13 protein-coding genes and 1 tRNA gene are annotated in these 15,063 nt (G+C 35.4%); 9 read left to right on the top strand and 5 right to left on the bottom strand.

Features of this window, described 5'->3' with window-relative positions:
- Positions 1-425: 425 nt before the first annotated feature.
- The 4 genes from rnpA to ACU1LP_RS12170 all read left to right on the top strand — a co-directional run bounded on the left by rnpA (position 426) and on the right by ACU1LP_RS12170 (position 4,974).
- The gene (rnpA, locus tag ACU1LP_RS12185) at positions 426-803 is read left to right on the top strand and encodes a ribonuclease P protein component (RefSeq protein ID WP_445734606.1); all 378 of its coding nucleotides are present in this window, start codon (positions 426-428) and stop codon (positions 801-803) included.
- A gap of 175 nt (positions 804-978) precedes the next feature.
- Entirely contained in the window at positions 979-2,613 is a 1,635-nt protein-coding gene (locus ACU1LP_RS12180) for a S41 family peptidase (RefSeq protein WP_445732947.1), read from the top strand.
- A 110-nt stretch (positions 2,614-2,723) separates the two neighbouring features.
- Positions 2,724-3,578 (top strand): OmpA family protein, encoded by an 855-nt coding sequence (locus tag ACU1LP_RS12175; protein ID WP_445734608.1) that lies wholly within the window; start codon positions 2,724-2,726, stop codon positions 3,576-3,578.
- Positions 3,565-4,974 carry a T9SS type B sorting domain-containing protein gene (locus tag ACU1LP_RS12170; protein WP_445736389.1) on the top strand — a complete coding sequence of 470 codons (1,410 nt, stop codon included), beginning with the start codon at positions 3,565-3,567 and terminating at the stop codon, positions 4,972-4,974. Before ACU1LP_RS12175 ends, ACU1LP_RS12170 begins: the two co-directional genes overlap by 14 nt.
- Positions 4,975-5,277: 303 nt before the next feature.
- Here the strand turns inward: ACU1LP_RS12170 and ACU1LP_RS12165 are convergent, their stop codons facing one another.
- From ACU1LP_RS12165 to rpiB, 3 genes are all read right to left on the bottom strand, one after another.
- Positions 5,278-5,721: a GNAT family N-acetyltransferase gene (locus ACU1LP_RS12165; protein WP_445736388.1), complete on the bottom strand. Its 444-nt coding sequence runs from the start codon at positions 5,719-5,721 to the stop codon at positions 5,278-5,280.
- Between the two features lie 220 nt (positions 5,722-5,941).
- Positions 5,942-6,865: a cation diffusion facilitator family transporter gene (locus ACU1LP_RS12160; RefSeq protein ID WP_445733311.1), complete on the bottom strand. Its 924-nt coding sequence runs from the start codon at positions 6,863-6,865 to the stop codon at positions 5,942-5,944.
- A complete protein-coding gene (gene rpiB, locus ACU1LP_RS12155) occupies positions 6,866-7,300 on the bottom strand; it encodes a ribose 5-phosphate isomerase B (RefSeq protein ID WP_445736387.1) in 435 nt (144 codons plus the stop codon). It lies immediately after the preceding gene.
- 727 nt (positions 7,301-8,027) lie between these two features.
- On the opposite strand from rpiB, the gene rnr reads away from it, so the two are divergent.
- The 3 genes from rnr (at position 8,028) to ACU1LP_RS12140 (ending at position 11,928) form a co-directional block, all read left to right on the top strand.
- Positions 8,028-10,253, top strand: a complete 2,226-nt coding sequence (gene rnr / locus ACU1LP_RS12150; protein ID WP_445736386.1) for a ribonuclease R — start codon at positions 8,028-8,030, stop codon at positions 10,251-10,253.
- A 185-nt stretch (positions 10,254-10,438) separates the two neighbouring features.
- Positions 10,439-11,113, top strand: coding sequence for a head GIN domain-containing protein (locus tag ACU1LP_RS12145; RefSeq protein WP_445736385.1), 675 nt, complete (start codon positions 10,439-10,441; stop codon positions 11,111-11,113).
- Between the two features lie 134 nt (positions 11,114-11,247).
- Positions 11,248-11,928, top strand: a complete 681-nt coding sequence (locus ACU1LP_RS12140) for a LysE family translocator (RefSeq protein WP_445736384.1) — start codon at positions 11,248-11,250, stop codon at positions 11,926-11,928.
- A 46-nt stretch (positions 11,929-11,974) separates the two neighbouring features.
- Here the strand turns inward: ACU1LP_RS12140 and ACU1LP_RS12135 are convergent.
- Positions 11,975-12,045 (bottom strand) — tRNA-Cys (locus ACU1LP_RS12135).
- A 90-nt stretch (positions 12,046-12,135) separates the two neighbouring features.
- On the bottom strand, positions 12,136-12,498 hold the full coding sequence (folB, locus tag ACU1LP_RS12130; RefSeq protein WP_445736383.1) for a dihydroneopterin aldolase: 363 nt from the start codon (positions 12,496-12,498) through the stop codon (positions 12,136-12,138).
- Positions 12,499-12,577: 79 nt separating this feature from the next.
- Here folB and ACU1LP_RS12125 point away from each other — a divergent pair, with 79 nt between their 5' ends.
- Positions 12,578-14,581, top strand: a complete 2,004-nt coding sequence (locus tag ACU1LP_RS12125) for a glutamine--tRNA ligase/YqeY domain fusion protein (protein WP_445736382.1) — start codon at positions 12,578-12,580, stop codon at positions 14,579-14,581.
- Positions 14,577-15,044: a DUF1761 domain-containing protein gene (locus ACU1LP_RS12120; RefSeq protein ID WP_445736390.1), complete on the top strand. Its 468-nt coding sequence runs from the start codon at positions 14,577-14,579 to the stop codon at positions 15,042-15,044. Before ACU1LP_RS12125 ends, ACU1LP_RS12120 begins: the two co-directional genes overlap by 5 nt.
- Positions 15,045-15,063: the final 19 nt, after the last annotated feature.

The following is a 15,063-nucleotide window of genomic DNA, read 5'->3' as shown; positions in this document are numbered from 1 at the left end:
TAAACACAAAATTATTCAATAAATATGTCAGGGCTAACGCCCCTAATTCCCATCATGATACATTTTGCTACGAAGATCACTGGGCTGACGCTCCTAAATTTTCAAAAATAAAATCTATTTCAACACATTTCAGCTTTCCGCCTTAAAAGATTACTCATCTTTAATATTTTAAAAATTTGAAATCGTGAATGCTTTGCGTTAAGGATTGAGGCGGCATCCTTTTGGTTTTAATGGGCAAGAAACGGACCCTAGTAACAATGCCTCTAACTTTGATTGTGGATTCCTGCCTTCGCAGGAATGGCAAAAAACCAAAAGATACAGCCGAAAGCCTGACCCTTTTGGGTAACGCCCAAACATTAAATTAGAATCTTAGAACGATACCGTTTTTATAATTTACTACCTTTGGCATCAACTAAAAAACGCTTTTGAAATACACATTCAATAAAAAAGAAAAACTTAAAAGCAAAAAGCTTATTGAGCAATTGTTTGCTGAGGGGAAATCGGTTTCGGCGTTTCCGTTGCGCTTGGTTTTTTTGCCCACCAACTTTGATGAAAATGTAGTTGCGAAAACAGGTGTTTCGGTAAGTAAGCGTCATTTTAAACGAGCGGTGGATAGAAACCGTATAAAACGTTTGATGCGAGAGGTTTACCGACTTAATAAAACCGAGTATTTTAACAACATGACAACACAATATGCGTTTATGATTTTGTACATTGGCAAAGAGTTACCAACTATAGCCCAAATTGAAACCCGAATGAAACACTTGTTTGAAAAGTTTTTAAGCAATGTTTCTTCTGAATAACCTTTTTAAAAACAGACTGAAAGTCTGTTAAATTAGTGAAATTCAAAACCTTTATTAGTGGCAGAAATTTTTAAAATGAATGAATAGATTCGTGTATTTGTGGCAGAAATCTTTAGAGGTTAGAAACTAAAGCCCAAAAGACCCTATTAAATTCGAGACCAATAAACCCAGTAAAATGAAACATCTACTAAAAAAGAAAATCATAATTCCTGTTATAGCCGCTGCTTTGTTTTTTACAACCACAGCGTTTAGAAACGATTTTTTTGAAATAGCGAAACAAATAGAAATTTTTACCACGCTGTTTAAGGAGCTCAACATGAATTATGTGGATGAAACCAACCCTGGCGATTTAATGGACACAGCCATTAAAAGCATGTTGGCAGATTTGGATCCGTACACCAACTTTATGAACGAGCAGGATGTAGAGGCTGCCAGAATCAACAATACGGGCGATTATACGGGCATTGGCGCTAAAGTGAAAACCCTAAAAGATAAATTGGTAATTGTGGAGCCTTACAAAGATTATCCTGCCGATAAAGCAGGTTTGAAAGCGGGCGACGAAATTATAAAAGTGGGCAACACCCTGATTGCTAACTACAAAGAAGAGGCGGGCGAATTGCTTAAAGGTGCTACCGATACGCCTGTGGAAGTAACTTATAAACGCCAAGGAAAAACGCAAACAGCTACCATTAAACGTGCTGAAGTGGAAATTAAAGCAGTGCCGTATTTTTCGATGGTTAATGCCAAAACAGGGTATATTGTGTTGAGCCGTTTTAACGAACGCGCTTCTGCTGAAACCAATTATGCGTTGCGCGACTTAAAGGCCCAAGGTGCCGAAAAAATAATTTTAGATGTTCGTGCAAACCCAGGTGGTTTGCTTAACGAAGCGATTAATATCGTGAATTTATTTGTGCCTAAAGGGCAGTTGGTGGTCACCACAAAATCTAAAGTTAAAAAATACAATAAAACCTATTACACCCAAAACGAACCCATAGACACTCAAATACCTTTGGTGGTTTTAATTGATGGCAGTAGCGCATCGGCGAGCGAAATTGTTTCGGGAGCCTTACAGGATTTGGATCGGGCGGTTATTGTGGGTTCCAGAAGTTTTGGAAAAGGCTTGGTACAACGCCCAAAACAACTCACTTATGGTACGCAGGTAAAAATTACCATTTCACGGTATTACACACCTTCGGGACGCTGTATTCAAGCTTTGGACTATTGGCATCGCAACGAAAAAGGGGAAGCAGTTCGTGTAAATCAGGAAAACTACAACGAATTTAAAACCAAAAGCGGTAGAAAAGTGTATGATGGCGGTGGGGTGTTTCCTGATGTCCCTTTTGATGCTTCCAATAACGCCTTTATAATCAATGCCATTGTTGATAACGATTTGATTTTTAATTACGCCACCGATTATTATTATAAACATAACCTGAAAGATGTATCTAATTTTAAACTTACAGATACCGATTTTTCAAACTTTAAAAACTACTTAAAAACCAATAATTTTTCATTTGAAACCGCCACTGAAAAAGCGCTGAATAAAGCTTTTGAAGCGGCTAAAAATGAGGACTTGGACGATAACATTAAATCCGACTTTAATACCTTAATGGCTAATTTAAACAAATCTAAAACCAGCGTTATCGACGAAAATAAAGCCTACTTACTAGAGCTGTTAACCGAAGATATTGTAAAACGCTACGTGTATAGAGAAGGGTTGTACGACTATTACAAAACCCACGACGATAAAATAAAAAAAGCGGCCGAGATTCTTGGTAATCCATCAACATATTCAGGCTATTTAAGGTAGTACATCCTGTTTTTCAACCTATTGTATTGGTAGTTGAACTTAAAATGATTCCCGTCTTCATGGAAATTCATTAAAAATAGTATATTTATATTCAGTTCTATGCGCCTACTATGAACAAACTATTGGTTTTCATATTATTAATGCTTCATGCCCCCGCTGTTTTTTCACAAAATGAATTAACGCACGAAGTGTATTTTGATACTGATAAGTTTGATATTATTCCCACCGAAGAAAGTCGCTTACTTCTTTTCATTTCCAACCTAGCGGATATTGATATCGCGTCTATTTCCATATTTGGGTTTTGTGACGATATTGGTGCCGTTTCATATAACCTAAAATTATCGCAACAACGTGCCAATGCCATTAAAACCGTGTTTTCAAATAATGAAATCAGCGAGGATTTAATCAGTAATGTAGATGGTAAGGGCAAAATTTTATTGAAAATTGTTGAAGAAAAAAACCTTGCTAAAATTAGGGGTTTAAACCGAAAAGTAGAAATTATTGTAACTCCTAAACCACCTAAAATTGTTGAAGTTAAAGCCGAAAAGAAAGCTGAAGAACCTAAAAAGAAAGATGCTCCCGAAATATTAAAGGGCGACTTAAAAGTGGGCGATAAAGTGGTGTTTGAAAATATTTTATTTAAAACGGGTTACAGTCAAATAATGCCTGAATCTAAAAAAAACTTAGAGGCTATTGCCAATGTTTTGGTTGAACGAAAAGATATTTACTTTACCATACAAGGGCACGTGTGCTGTACCCAAAACAGTAGGGATGCTGTGGATAGAAAAACAAAACTGAGAAACCTTTCCGAAGCGCGTGCCGAATACATTTATAATTACTTTATAAAAAAAGGGGTGGATAAAAAACGCATGCGCCATTTGGGTTTACGAAGGAAGTTTCCGCTTGGTGGCGACCCAAAATTGGATCGGCGCGTTGAAATTGTAATAACCTATGTGGGCAAATAAAAACAATGTATGCGCCCTTATTTTAATATTAGTGGCTTTTGTTGGCGTATCGCAAACCACGGCGATTCCAGACCCTAATTTTGAACAGGCTTTAATTGATTTAGGGTACGATGCTGCGCCATTGGATGGATTAATATTAACGGCAAACATTAGTGGTGTAACCAACTTGGATGTTCAATCTAGAAATATTTTAAATTTAACTGGTATTGAAGGGTTTATTAATTTAACAATTTTTAACTGCGATGGAAATTTACTAACAAACTTAAATATTTCCCAAAACACAAAACTGACCCAGCTGTTTTGTAGTGATAATCAATTAACCGCCGTCGATACCTCACAGCAAATAAACTTAGATATTTTTTGGTGTTCTAACAATCAATTAACAACCTTAGATCTTACAAATAACACCAAATTAATATCATTGGTTTGTGCCAATAACTTTCTAACAAACTTAGATACCACACAAAATAACAGCTTAAATGTTTTGGTGTGCGAAAACAATCAAATTTTAAGTTTGGATGTTTCAAGCAATAATGCTCTCAGCAGATTGCAATGCGGTACTAACTTATTATCAGATTTGGACGTTTCAAAAAATCCAAATTTAGGATTTCTTCTATGTGAAAATAACCAATTGAGCACTTTGGATGTAAGTACCAATACCCTTTTAAGTACTTTAAATTGCGGGTTTAATAACCTTCAAGAGTTAGACCTATCAAGTAATAGCGCATTAACCGAATTGAATTGTAGTAACAATAACTTATGCCGATTGAATATTAAAAACGGCAACAATGCCAATGCAGTTGTAGATTTTCAATCGAACATCAATCTGAATTGTGTGGTGGTCGATAATCCGTCCGGAAACCATGGTTCTTGGAAACCTGCCAGCTTTTCAAACTACACATCTTCCCAAAACCAATGCCGTAATTTTGTGAATGTGGATACTCTCGAAAGTGTCGTTACTAATAAAATCTACACTTTGCCAATACTGACTTATGGCAACTATTTTACATTATCTGAGGGAAATGGGACGCCTTTATTTTCGGGTAAAGACATAACGACTTCTCAAACCGTTTATATTTACAATGAATCGCTTTGTGCTACCAACGAAAGCAGTTTTTATGTTTTAATTACTTCTGAAGATTATTATATCCCTAAATATTTTACCCCAAATAATGACGGAATGCACGATTTTTGGAAGGTTCAGGATTTTACGAATACCATTGAAAGCATCAGTATTTTTAACCGTTACGGAAAGCTTCTAAAATCCTTGCCATCCAATTCCTCTGGCTGGAACGGTATTTTTAATGGCAAACTATTGGTTAGCGATACCTATTGGTACGTTATTGCGCTAAATACAGGGGAAACCATTAAAGGCTATTTTGCTTTGAAACGGTAAGAAGTTATTGGGTTATTATTGGATGTCAAAAACACCCCTATAATCCCATTTAGGGGATAACCAATTGCGTACAAATAACGTAGATATTTTGTTTTTAAAGTACCTAATTAACTTTCGTAGATGACAAAAAATTAAAAAAAAAGCTCAAACCATTAATAATGAATGTCCTAATTATTCCTTCCTTTTTTTTAAAGGGAAAGCCCGTGCCGAATTCATTTCGGTATGCCGATAGGCGAGGGGGCCATGATATAAGCTACTCACATAATAACTAGGCTATTTTACCAGCTATTTAGAAAATTAACCTTATTCCCTTATCATCGCGATATGCGGAATACCATCTTCCAAATATTCCTCGCCTACTTCGGTAAAACCACAATTTCTATAAAAGGTTTTTAAATACGCTTGCGCGGAAATTTTAATTTTTTTCTCCTTAAAATGGGTTTCAATGGCTTCAACGGAAACCTTCATCATATCATAACCATATTTAAAAGCACGTTCTTTTTTTGAAACCACTACTCTACCAATACTGGCGTATTCAAAATAATCTCCACGTTTAAAAAGGCGTGTATAAGCAATAATTTGGTTGTTTTTTATACCTAAAACATGCAGCGCTTTTTCGTCTTTCCCATCAACATCTTGGTAAACACAATCTTGCTCAACAACAAAAACTTCACTCCGCAGTTGTAAAATTCCATACAACTCTTGAAGGGTTAATTCTGAAAAGGTTTTTACTTGGGTTTTTAACATAACCGTTTTAGCGAGACCTTAAAAAAGCCGTGGCAATCTTTTTTAAAATTGAACTTCTAATTGTTTTTATTAAAATCGTCATTGTGCGCTTTTTCATTAGAAAAAAGCAAAGCAATCTTTTTATTTGGACTAAAAATAAACTTTAAAGAAACCATCATAAGATTGCATCGTTTCTCGCAATTACGGAAATAATCAACAGATTCCCGCTTTTGCTGGAATTTTAATCCTGAACAATCACATCTTTAGCATCATTCTTACTATATTCGGGTTGAATGTTTACGTGGTTGATGTGATATTTTTCAAAAACCAAATCTTCTATATCATGTAAAATGGTATCAAATTGGGAAAGTGTAATATTCTCATTGAAATCGATGTGCGCTTCTAAATGTATTTCTTCTTCATTTAATTGCCATACGTGTACGTGGTGTACATTTTTAATAGGTTCAAAAGCATTGATTTGGTTGACTATGTCTTTTAAAGGAATTGTGTTTGGCGTAAATAACATCAACACTTTTGTGGAGTTTTTCAATAAATCATAACCCATCCAAATTAAATAAATGGCAATGGCCAAAGTTAAGGCACTATCTACCCAATAAATTTGGTAAAATTTCATAAGCAAACCACCTACTAGTACCGCAACACTCGCCATCATATCGGTTAATAAATGAATATAGGCGCTCTTCATATTCATGTTGGACTTGGAATCTTTTTTAAGTAAAAGCACGCTCAGCCCATTAGCTATAATAGCAATAAACGATAACCAAATTACTAAGCCGGTTTTTATTTCTTCAGGATTTTGAAATCGTTTTACAGCTTCAATTATCAATAGAACAGCCACAATTATTAATGTAGCAGCGTTTATAAACGCTGCTAAAATTTCGGCACGTTTATAACCAAATGTTCTATGTATGGATGCCTGTTTTTTAGAAAGTCTGTTAGCCGCATAACTAACAACCAGCGAAATAACGTCGCTAAAATTATGGAGCGCATCACTTAAAAGTGCCAAACTTCCAGAAACCAAACCCCCTATTACTTGAGACACCGTAATAAGAATATTCAGTAATATGGAAATAAAAAGATTGCGTCCTTTTAGGTCGTTATGGCTATGCGAATGCGCGTGATTATGCGTATGTGAATGGCCCATTTAGCAGGACAAAGGTATTTTATCTATTCTATTTTGATGTCTGCCACCTTCAAATTCCGTATTCAAAAAAACATCAACCATTTCAACAGCTTGATGAATAGCGGTAAAACGAGCAGGAATACATAATATATTCGCATTATTATGGCTGCGGATAAGATGCACAATTTCTTTGTTCCAACATAAACCAGCACGTATTTTTTGGTGCTTATTGGCGGTCATGGCAACGCCATTGCCACTGCCGCAAATTAAAATACCATACGTAGCTTGATTGGTTTCAACGTCGTTAGCAACCGGGTGTACAAAATCGGCATAATCCACGCTCGCATCATTATCGGTTCCGTGGTTAATAACCGTATAACCTCTAGCTTCCAAATGCTTTAAAATGGCAAATTTATAATCGGTGCCTGCGTGGTCGTTTCCTATGGAAATTATCATTTTTTTATAAATTGTATTAACCATACAAAGTTACTAAATATTTAAGATACCTGTTCATGTAAAAAAATAATAGCTTTAATAACAATCACCACACAAAATATATTCATTAACTGTTAATAAGTGTTTATTAGTTTTTAAAATAAAAATATTGAATATCCAATTAATTTTCCAATCAAAAACCAACATCACATCGCCAAAAATTTAACCCAGTTTTTTTAGCATAATTATTAGCCTTTAAGTCGGTGGATATAAACAGCAAAATTAATATAGTTATAAGCTTTTTGGGCATTTTTTATGTTGTTAACAACTGTTCATATCATAGCTAAAATAGCTAAAAATGAACTTATTGCATCCATATAACCTGTTAACTAACTATTAATGGAATGTAAAAAAATTGTAATCAAAATAAAAGCAAAAAAAGTTATCGCCACTATTAACACACTATAATAACCATCATTAATTTTTTTAAATTTTAAAAATAAAATAATAATATACTATATATTGTGGATAACCCTGTTTTGGTTAATTTAACATTAACAAAACACAGTTTAATATTTAAAGTGTAACTTTGCATAAAATAAATAGCAATTCTTCTCCTAATTAATGCTATTTTAACAACCTATTTTGTTCCTGACACTTCGGCGACTGAGTTAAAATAAAACAAAGAGATTCCCTCGTCCCGATAACTTTCGGGATCCAAAGGAATAAAATGATTACAATAAATTAAATGACAAGAAAGAAACAAGGGAAATCCAAAAAGAAAGGCATTTCCAACCTCACAAATACCATTCTAAGTATTTTAAAAAAAGATAGAAACCAATCCTTTAATTATAAACAAATAGCTGCTAAAATTGGTGTTAACGATGCCAGTAGCAGAAATCAAATTATAAAAAAGCTTCGCGATTTACAAGGGAAACAAGAAATTGAGGAAGTAGAACGCGGTAAATTTAAAGTGGTTATTAACACCGAATACCACAAGGGTGTTTTAGACTTATCCGGTAAAGGAACGGGTTATATTATCTGCGATGATTTTGATGATGATGTTTTTATAGCATCCAATAATATAAATAAAGCCTTAAATGGCGATGAAGTAGAATTTTACGTTTACAAACGCCGCCACCGCGGTAAGCTGGAAGGCGAAATTACACAAGTATTAAAACGTGATAAAAGTGAGTATGTTGGTGTTATCCAGTTACATAATAACTACGCATTTGTTGTTGCCGATAGCAATAAAATGTACAAGGATATTTTTGTGCCCATTAATAAAACCAATAAAGCGGAGGATGGTGATAAAGTTTTGGTAAAATTGGAAGATTGGCCAGAAAATGCCGATTCGCCCAATGGAAAAGTGATTCAAGTTCTTGGAAAACCAGGCGATCATGATACTGAAATACATTCTATTTTAGCCGAATATGGATTGCCCCATGAATTTCCTCAGGAAGTGGAGGAATTTGCCAATAAATTGGATACGTCCATTACTGCGGAAGAAATTAATAAGCGTCGGGATATGCGACAAGATTTAACCTTTACCATCGACCCAAAAGATGCCAAGGATTTTGATGATGCCTTATCGTTTAAAATTCTTAAAAATGGATGGTACGAAATAGGAATCCATATAGCAGACGTGTCGCATTATTTACAAGAAGGCACGGTGTTGGATGATGAAGCTTACCAGCGCGCTACCTCTATTTATTTGGTAGATCGTGTGGTGCCGATGCTTCCTGAAGTGCTATCAAACAATGCCTGTTCTTTAAGACCAAATGAAGAAAAACTGACATTTTCAGCAGTGTTTCAAATGAATGATGCCTGCGAAATTAAAAACGAGTGGTACGGTAGAACGGTAACCTATAGCGATGCCCGTTTTGCTTATGAAGAAGCCCAAGCTATTATTGAGAATAATGCACATATTCCTGCGAATGCAGGAATCCCTTCAATCAATACCAGCATTCCAAAAGAAATTTCCATCACAGATAAAACATATAACACAACCCCAGAAATAGCCCAGGCCATCCTAAAAATGGATTCATTAGCTAAAAAAATGCGAGCTAAACGTATGAGTGCGGGTGCTATTTCGTTTGATAAAGTGGAAGTAAAGTTTGATTTGGATGAACATGCAAATCCCGTGGGCGTGTTCTTTAAAACCAGTAAGGATGCCAATAAACTCATAGAGGAATTTATGTTATTGGCAAATAGAAAAGTATCGGAATTTGTCGGTAAAAAAGATCCTAAAAAAACCTTTGTGTATCGTGTTCATGATGAACCGGACGAGAGTAAATTAGCTAATTTACAAGGTATTGTATCAAAATTTGGCTATAAATTAAATTTTAAGGATCGTAAAACCACTTCGGCGTCCCTTAACTATTTACTTAAAGAAGTCAATGGAAAAAAAGAACAAAATTTAGTGGATACTTTAACCATTAGAAGTATGAGTAAAGCTGAATATTCCACCCACAACATAGGGCATTACGGTTTGGCGTTTGATTATTACAGTCATTTTACTTCGCCTATTCGTCGGTATCCTGATGTGATGGCGCATCGCCTTTTACAACTGTATTTGGATGGTGGAAAATCGGTTAATGAAGATATTTATGAAGAAAAATGCAACCATTCCAGTAATATGGAAAACCTAGCCACCAAAGCTGAACGCGATTCCATAAAATACATGCAGATTAAATTTATGCAAGATCATAAAGATGAAGAATTTGTGGGCGTTATTTCCGGGGTCACCGATTGGGGCATTTATGTGGAAATTATTTCAAATAAATGTGAAGGTATGGTAAGTGTTCGTGACATGAAAGACGACCATTATGCGTTCGATCAAGAGCAATATGCCATGGTTGGTAAAAACAATAAAATCACTTATCAATTAGGTGATGAAGTTATTGTAAAGGTTAAAAATGCCGATTTAGTTAAAAAGCATCTCGATTTTAATATGATAGGAAAAAACGAATAGCTAAAAAATATAACAATTTCAAATTTTTAAAAGTAGCCCCTTTAATGATTCCTCCCCTTTTTTTAAGGGGAGAGCCTGTGCCGAATTTATTTCGGTATGCCGATAGGCGGAGGGGTCATATTAGAAATAATTATTTTTAATGGAATAATTATTGATATTTCACGTTGAAACAAAAAAACAAACAAATGAAAAAAACAATTTTATTACTGGCAATCCTAATATCTGGAATAACCATGGCTCAAAAACCAATAGAAAAATCTATAGGAGACTTTAAGGAACTTAAAGTTTACGACTTAATAGAAGTGGAATTGGTAAAATCAGACGAAGACAAAGTCATTATAACAGGAAATAATAATGAAGATGTTTTTATAATCAACAAAAATGGCACCTTAAAAATCAAAATGAACATTGAGAAAATTTTTGATGGCAATAAAACAAAGGTCGTATTGCATTATAAATCCATAGATATTATAGATGTTAATGAAGGCTCTAAAGTCTATGGAAAAGATACCATTAAACAATACGAACTAGATTTAAGGGCACAAGAAGGCGGAAGTATTGAGGTGCCAGTGGATGTTAGTTACATAAACATTAAATCGGTAACCGGAGGACAAATAAAAGCAACAGGCCATTCCACATCCCAAAAAGTATCACTTTTAACAGGCGGTATTTACAATAGTGAAACCTTGGAAACTGAAAAAACCGAAGTTTCTATCAATGCTGCGGGCGAAGCGCATGTAAGGGCATCAAAACTGGTGGATATTAAAATTAGGGCAGGTGGCGATGTATATGTGTATGGAAACCCGGAAACCATAAATGAAAGCAAAGTTTTGGGAGGAAGAATAAAAAAAATGGATTAAATAGGCTCCAACAAATTCAAGGATATTTTTAGAAAACCCATTGCTTGCAGTGGGTTTTTCTGTTAATAGACATTTAAAGGAACCGTATTTTTTAAAATATTTCTTTACTTTGTGTAAAACCCTATCATAATTTTATGTTTGATGATATTTTAACGGCCATTCCATTTGGTATTATACTCGCTTTTACAATAGGCCCCGTTTTTTTTGTGCTTCTTGAAACGAGCGCTACCAAAGGATTTAAAAGTGCTTTAATATTTGACTGTGGGGTTATGTTGGCAGATATTCTTTTTATTCTAGTCGCTTTTTTTAGTACCAATAAACTTTTGGAAAAGGTTAAGGACGACCCAAGTTTTCTGATATTTGGGGGTGTTTTATTGGTGGCTTATGGCTTTATTTCATTTGTAAAAACCTCAAAATCATTTAGAAACATTGTTAGGGAATACCATAAGATCCAAATTAAAAAGGGCTATGGCAAATTGTTTTTAAAAGGGTTTTTATTAAACTTTATCAATATTGGTGTTTTAATAGGGTGGGTCGCTCTAATTGTTCTTGGCACCAGTTTAACAAAAAGTAAAGATGGTGTCATCGTGTTTTTAAGCACCATTTTAATCGTCTATTTTTTGGTCGATTTGGTTAAAATAGTGGTTGCTAAAAAATTGAGGAACCGATTGACACCAAGGTTAATTTTTAAAACCAAAAAAATTATTGCTTTGGTTATTTTAGGCTTTGGTGTTTTGCTTTTGGTACAAGGTTTTTTTCCTAAAGAAAAAGAGCTTATCAAGGAAAGACTTGAACAAATGAGTCCTATACGATAAATTTTACTCAATAAAAAAACCTCCAAGAACACTTGAAGGTTTTAAGAGGTGTCGAGCAGATTCGAACTGCTGTAGCAGCTTTTGCAGAGCTGAGCCTAGCCACTCGGCCACGACACCTTATTCCTGCGAATCCCGATAACCATCGGGAAGCAATCTCTATACGAGAGTGCAAATTTAAAAAAAAATAACACTTTTCAACACTTAAAATTACTTTTTACGCTTATCGGTCATTTTTATGGTTACTCTCGCTACATCACCACCAATGGGCGGGTTAAGTTTACTGATTAAAACAGTGGCTTTTTTAACCATGCTATCTTCGTTAAAAATACGGTTTAAAATACGTTTTGCAACGGTTTCCAACAATAGGGATGCCACCGCCATTTCCTGCTTAATGATCCGATTTAAAAACACATAATCCACGGTGTCACTAAGTTTATCTGTCTTGGCAGATTTCTGTAAGTTGGCCTCCACTTTTAAATCTACGCGGTAATCACTACCAATTTTTGATTCTTCGGTTAAGCACCCATGATAGGCAAATACCCGAATGTTTTCAACTTTTATAATTCCCATTATATGCGATTTTAAGTCGGTAAAATTACCTAATTTTACACAATATTTTTGTTTAATTTCCTATTGCGAAAAATTTTTTATGTCTGAAGAAAGAAAATCACTCAACTTTTTAGAACAAATTATAGAAGAAGATTTGGCCCATGGCATGCCAAAAAACAAATTGCGTTTTCGTTTTCCTCCAGAGCCTAACGGGTATTTGCATATTGGCCATACAAAGGCCATAGGTATTAGTTTTGGTTTTGGCGAAAAGTATGATGCCCCGGTAAACCTGAGGTTCGACGATACCAATCCGGCCAAGGAAGAACAAGAATATGTGGATGCCATAAAAGAAGATGTGGCTTGGTTAGGTTACAAATGGGATAAGGAACTATTTTCTTCCGATTATTTTCAACAACTTTATGATTGGGCTGTTCAATTTATAAAAGAAGGAAAAGCCTATGTAGATTCGCAAAGCAGTGAAGCGATGGCAGAACAAAAAGGAACACCCACACAACCCGGAATTGATGGACCTTATAGAAATAGAAGTATTGCCGAAAATTTGGATTTGTTCCAACGTATGAAAGCAGGCGAATTTGAAGAGGGTTCGCATATATTACGGGCAAAAATTGATATGCAACATCCCAATATGTTGATGCGCGACCCGATTATGTACCGTATTTTAAAGAAGCACCATCACAGAACGGGTAATGATTGGTGCATTTACCCCATGTACGATTGGACCCATGGAGAAAGCGATTATATAGAACAAATATCGCATTCGTTGTGTTCATTGGAATTTAAACCACACAGAGAGCTTTACGATTGGTTTTTAGACCAAGTTGCACACCCAAACCTAGTAAGACCCAAGCAATGTGAATTTGCGCGCTTAAACCTAAGTTATACCATTATGAGCAAGCGTAAGTTGCTTAAATTGGTGGAAGATGGCATTGTGAGCGGTTGGGACGACCCGCGCATGCCCACCATTTCCGGATTGCGCCGTCGGGGCTATACACCAAATGCCATTAGAAAGTTTGTGGAAACCGTGGGTGTTGCCAAACGCGATAATATGATTGACGTATCGCTTTTGGAATTTTGTATTCGAGAGGATTTAAACAAAACCGCCCCTCGTGTTATGGCGGTTTTAGATCCTGTAAAACTGGTAATTACCAATTACCCTGAAGGCAAAGAGGAATGGTTGGAAGCCGAAAACAATCAGGAAGATGAAAGTGCCGGTTTTAGAAAAGTACCATTTTCCAGAGAGTTGTATATTGAAAAAGAAGATTTTAAAGAAGTCGCCAATAGCAAATATTTTAGGTTGGGTTTAGGTAAGGAAGTACGCCTGAAAAATGCCTATATCATTAAAGGCGAAAGCGCTGTAAAAGATGCTGATGGAAATATAACCGAAATTCATTGTACCTATTCCGAAGATACCTCTAAAAAAATAAAAGGTACGCTGCATTGGGTGTCCATAAAACATGCCATTAAAGCGGAAGTGAGGGAATACGATCGCTTGTTTATGGATGAATCTCCAGACAGCCATCAAGAAAAAGGCTTTATGGATTTCTTAAATCCGGAATCCTTAAAAATCATTGAAGCTTTTGTGGAGCCCAGTTTAAAAGAGGCGAAAGTGGGCGATCGGTTTCAGTTTCAACGTTTAGGGTATTTTAATGTTGATAAAGATTCTACTTCAAATAAATTAGTGTTTAATAAAACCGTTGGATTGCGCGATACTTGGGCAAAAAAAGACACATCAAATCCATCTGAAAATAAACAAGTTCAACAAAATAACAATTCGCAATTGCAACGTAAGGCCATTGATGTCATTCAACAATTGGGAAAAAAATACACCAATCTGCCCGAAGCTAAGCAATTAAAGGCTAAAGAGGAAATCCAGCAATTGGCAAAAGAGGTGGGTTATGAAGAACTGCAACCTTATTTTAACACCGCTGCAAAAAAAGTGGGCACACGTATTGCCACGATGATAACATTGGGTATATTGGTTAAAAATGGTTTAAAAAGAACAGAGGAAGCAAACGAATTTATTAAAAATGCTTTAGAAGACTCCAATGAAATTTTAGTTTTAGAGGCAAAAAATTTAAATTAACGAATTTCATTGTATTGTATCTGCTCTGGTTGTCGGATTTATTTGGTACCATCCAAAAGTATTTGGAAATGCTTGGATGCAGGCAGCTGGTTTAACCGAGGCACAATTAAAAGGCGGTAACATGCTTAAAATTTTTGCTTTAGCACTTTTGCTTGCTTTTTTATTGGCAACGGCACTTCCCGGAATAGTTATCCATCAAATGGGTGCTTACAGTTTAATGGGTGCTGATGAAGGGAATGCGCTACCTTCTTATTTTGCTTTCGTAAACGATTACAAAGACGCTTTTAGAACCTTTAAGCATGGCACATTACATGGTATTTTAACAGGTGTTTTTGTTGCCTTACCCATACTTGGCACCAATGCTTTGTTTGAACGAAAAAGCGCAAAATATATTTTAATTAACAGTGGTTATTGGATAGTGTCCCTGGGCATTATGGGCGCCATTATTTGTGGCTGGAAATAATATTTTGTAATTATTTAAC

The sequence above is a fragment of the Mariniflexile sp. genome, assembly GCF_052728615.1.
This window is presented reverse-complemented; position numbering and strand designations above follow the sequence as displayed.